The sequence below is a fragment of the Blautia ammoniilytica genome (assembly GCF_025566965.1).
Classification (GTDB): Bacteria; Bacillota; Clostridia; order Lachnospirales; family Lachnospiraceae; genus Blautia_A; species Blautia_A ammoniilytica.
This window is the reverse complement of sequence record NZ_JAOQJL010000071.1, coordinates 1-3,691: the sequence shown is the minus strand read 5'-3', so window position 1 is coordinate 3,691 and position 3,691 is coordinate 1. Positions and strand designations below refer to the sequence as shown.

General features: G+C 40.4%; 6 protein-coding genes and 1 pseudogene. All 7 read left to right on the top strand.

What is annotated here, in order from left to right; translation table 11 throughout:
• The coding region (locus OCV61_RS18295) for a transposase (protein ID WP_262583438.1) at positions 1 to 231 on the top strand (231 nt) is incomplete at its 5' end.
• 419 nt (positions 232 to 650) lie between these two features.
• Positions 651 to 974 carry a plasmid recombination protein gene (locus tag OCV61_RS18575; protein ID WP_288219182.1) on the top strand — a complete coding sequence of 108 codons (324 nt, stop codon included), beginning with the start codon at positions 651 to 653 and terminating at the stop codon, positions 972 to 974.
• On the top strand, positions 938 to 1,330 hold the full coding sequence (locus OCV61_RS18570) for a plasmid recombination protein (RefSeq protein WP_288219181.1): 393 nt from the start codon (positions 938 to 940) through the stop codon (positions 1,328 to 1,330). The genes OCV61_RS18575 and OCV61_RS18570 overlap by 37 nt, the downstream gene beginning before the upstream one ends.
• Before the next feature lie 241 nt (positions 1,331 to 1,571).
• Complete coding sequence (locus OCV61_RS18565) at positions 1,572 to 2,063, top strand: hypothetical protein (protein WP_288219180.1); 492 nt, start codon at positions 1,572 to 1,574, stop codon at positions 2,061 to 2,063.
• A gap of 4 nt (positions 2,064 to 2,067) precedes the next feature.
• Entirely contained in the window at positions 2,068 to 2,442 is a 375-nt protein-coding gene (locus OCV61_RS18285) for a TnpV protein (RefSeq protein WP_158422938.1), read from the top strand.
• 239 nt (positions 2,443 to 2,681) lie between these two features.
• Positions 2,682 to 3,125, top strand: coding sequence for an IS200/IS605 family transposase (gene tnpA, locus OCV61_RS18280; protein WP_158422937.1), 444 nt, complete (start codon positions 2,682 to 2,684; stop codon positions 3,123 to 3,125).
• 51 nt (positions 3,126 to 3,176) lie between these two features.
• Positions 3,177 to 3,691 (top strand): annotated as a pseudogene (locus OCV61_RS18275) (IS200/IS605 family accessory protein TnpB-related protein); the annotation flags it as partial.

The window sequence follows — 3,691 nt, the reverse complement described above, 5'->3', positions numbered from 1 at the left end:
ACCATAGAGCGGATCTTCGGTACAGCGAAAGAACAGCATGGATTTCGATATACACAGTATGTAGGAAAAGCACGGATGGAAATGAAAACCGGGCTTACCTTTGCATGCATGAATTTGAAAAAACTGGCAAAGATCCTGGAAAAACGAGGTTGGAACACAGCCAGATTTTTGTTGATTTTGAAGAAAATAAAAAGAAAAGAAGTTTTAAAAGAAAAATGGTGCTGGGCATAACACCCAACACCAAGTTTGTCTACAGTCTGACCCCGGAACCGTAAGGTTTCCGGGGTTTTTCTGTTGAGTAAAAAGTTTAAAATAAGGCTGTAAAGAATAGCGAATAAATTAAAAACAGGCAGGTATGGAAGAAAATGAAAACCTTCGCATATCTGGCTGTGATACTGTTATGATATTATTTAGGTCTTCGCTCCGCTTCGGTCGGTGCAGAACAGACATCCCCTGGACGTCTTATACCCCCGGAGGGCGCAAGGGTACTTTTGATGGACGGAACGGCTGTCGAAAGTGCTTTTGCGTTACTTTTGACAAAAGTAACAAAACCGCCGTATTCGGCGAAAGTTTCTTAATATTGCCATGACTGGCGTAAATAAAAATTATGTGCTATCTGGCACTTGCTCAGAAAAGAGGTGAGAAACATTATGATAAAACGAACAATTAGCGGTATGATAGGGAAAGGTTCTTTGGCCCATAACAGGAGAGAGTTTTTCGCAGAAAATGTTGATCCGGGTAGAGTGCAGTTAAATATTTGTTACCAGAATGAAAATCTGAAGGAAGTCTATAAAGAGTTATTTGATGATGCTGTGGAGAGATACAACCTTGGGAAAAGAAAGGATCGGCAGATTACAAATTACTATGATAAATCCGGCAGGGAAAACAAGAGAAGTTGTTCCACGAAGCGATTTTCCAGATTGGAAATCGAGAAGATGTGGCTGTCGGAACAGCAGAAGGAGATCTGGCTGTAAAAGTACTGGATGAATATGTAAAGGACTTCCAGAAACGGAATCCAATGTTACGGGTATTTGGTTGTTATCTACATCAGGATGAAGCTACCCCACATTTACATATTGATTTTATTCCTTATGTGACTGATTGGAAAGGAAAAGGAATGGATACCAGAGTTTCGTTGAAACAGGCATTAAAAAGTCTTGGATTTCAAGGTGGAAATAAGCATGATACAGAGTTGAACCAGTGGATGAACCATGAAAAAAAGGTCCTGGCAGAGAGTGCAAAACAGCATGGTATTGAATGGGAACAGAAAGGTACTCATGAGGAACATTTGGATGTTTATAACTTTAAGAAGAAAGAACGAAAAAAGTAAGTCCAGGAGCTGGAGCAGGAGAAAGAGTATCTAACTGCAGAAAACGAAGAACTGACAGCACAAATTGCGGAATCCAGAGCAGATATCCAGATTTTAAAAGACGATAAGGAACAGGCAATTAGGGAGAAGCAAGAAGCAGAACAAAGGGCAGAGGACGCAGAAAAAGAACTAAAAAGTCTGGAAGATCGTCGAGATGTGCTGCAGCCGATTATGGATAATGTCAGTAAGGAAATAAAAGAATATGGAATGGACGTTTTTACCGGAGACAGGAACATTTGAACGTGCAGTACCTTACAGAGAAAATAAAATCAAGCCATTGTTTATCAAGATGAAGAATCAGATTGCTGCATTAGCTGGAAAGGTTGTAGAACTTAACAAAACGATAGAAAGCTGGAAAAACAAATATCAAAAATCTACAGAGAAATGTGATGATATCCAAACGCAGTTAGATGATGTGCGTAAAGAAAATGGGGAATTATTAAATGATAATCAACGTTTACAAGAGATTTCGGACAGATATGACAGAGTGGTGCGTATTTGGGGATCAGAAACTGTAGAGGATGTGGTGCAGCAGGATATTAAAGAACAAAGGACACTGGAAGAAAAACGGCGAATGGAGCAAATGCCAAAGGGAAGCGTTCTGAAACAGCTGGAATGGGCTACTCAAAAGAGGCAGATGGAAAATCAACAGCATAAAGAGAACAAAACAAAATATAGAGGATTGGAGATTTAATGTTATGAAAAAACAGATTTATGATGAGAAAAACGGAATGAGTTATACGTTGCATGGAGATTACTATTTGCCGGATCTGGTTTTGAACGAAGCAGAACCGACATATGGAAAATATGGAATGTTACGAAAGCAGTTCTTAAAACAACACAGATCAGCAAGGTATCAGTATCTGTTATTGACTGGAAAACTGAATGAACATCTGAACCAGACAGATCAGGAAGCCAGAGGACAGGTGGAAATGCTTATGAAACAGATGGCAGAAAAAAAGGGTGTAACTGAAGAATTAAAGGTACAGGATCAGATGAAGTGGGTTAGGTTAATGAATAATATAAAAGTTAGTGCAGAAGAGATTATATTGAAAAACATGGTATATGTGTGAGTGTGAGAGAAGAGATCGCTCTTTTACACTTTTGTATATATTAGAATAGCACTTTAGAAAGCACTATGGTAAAATAAGGTGAAGGTAAATCGGAATTGCAGATTTAGAAAAATTGTGGGTATTTGAATAACTGCGCGTCGCATTCTCGTTACTTCAGTGATGAGTTAGACGCGCAATTTTTATAAAAAATATACAGAACAAATGTTTACTTAAAGAAATACATATGGTATAATACAGACATGGAAAAAGATATATTTAATATAAATAAAAATCAACTTTCATATGGTCGAGGATACGTATATTCTCTGCAGTATCATCTGGTTTGGTGTACGAAATACAGGAAGAAAGTATTAAAAGACGGGATCGACCTGGAATGCAAAAAGATGCTGCAGGATCTGGCAGAAGAGTACCGGTTTCAGATCCTGGCAATGGAAGTCATGCCGGATCATATCCACATGCTTGTGGATTGTCGGCCGCAGTTTTATATTTCAGATATGATCAAGATCATGAAAGGGAATCTTGCGCGTCAGATGTTCCTTTTACATCCGGAACTGAAAAAAGAACTGTGGGGAGGACGTTTGTGGAATCCGTCTTATTGTGCCGTCACAGTCAGTGACCGGAGCCGTGAGCAGGTATCTGCCTATATCGAAGGCCAGAAGGAAAAAGAAAAGAGAAAGCTCTGAGTACGGGGGTCATTCCAGAATTGTTTGTTTTTACGGGAAAGGTGGAAGAAGATGCGGACAGTATCCAGCTATGGTGTGGAGATACGAAAACAGAATATCCCGGTCCGTCAAACAATGGAGGTCTATCGTCAGGCAGTTGGTTACCTGACAGAGATCTACGCACAGGTCTGGGAAGAACTGAGGAAGATCCCGGAGACAAAAAAGCGTTTTAATACCGCAGAGCATATGGTACACATGACGAAGAAAAACACAGCCCGGTTTGATTTTGATCTTCGTTTTCCGAAGATGCCGTCTTACCTCCGCAGATCTGCGATCCAGCATGCACTTGGAAGTGTGTCTTCGTATGAAACCCGGCTGGGGCAGTGGAAAGAACAAGAGCCCGGAGTGCTGTCTGGAAGGCCGAAACTTACCTGCAAGAACCATGCCATGCCGGTCTTTTACCGGGATGTGATGTACCGTGAAGGAGCAGAAGGAAAAGATGAAGCATATCTGAAACTGTACGACGGGCATGACTGGAAATGGTTCCGTGTATATTTAAAACGTACCGATATGGCATACCTTCGCAG

Coding starts and splice junctions, on each gene's coding strand:
- OCV61_RS18575 (WP_288219182.1), top strand. CDS start 651: ATGATAAAACGAACAATTAGCGGTATGATAGGGAAAGGTTCTTTGGCC.
- OCV61_RS18565 (WP_288219180.1), top strand. CDS start 1,572: ATGGAATGGACGTTTTTACCGGAGACAGGAACATTTGAACGTGCAGTA.
- OCV61_RS18285 (WP_158422938.1), top strand. CDS start 2,068: ATGAAAAAACAGATTTATGATGAGAAAAACGGAATGAGTTATACGTTG.
- tnpA (WP_158422937.1), top strand. CDS start 2,682: ATGGAAAAAGATATATTTAATATAAATAAAAATCAACTTTCATATGGT.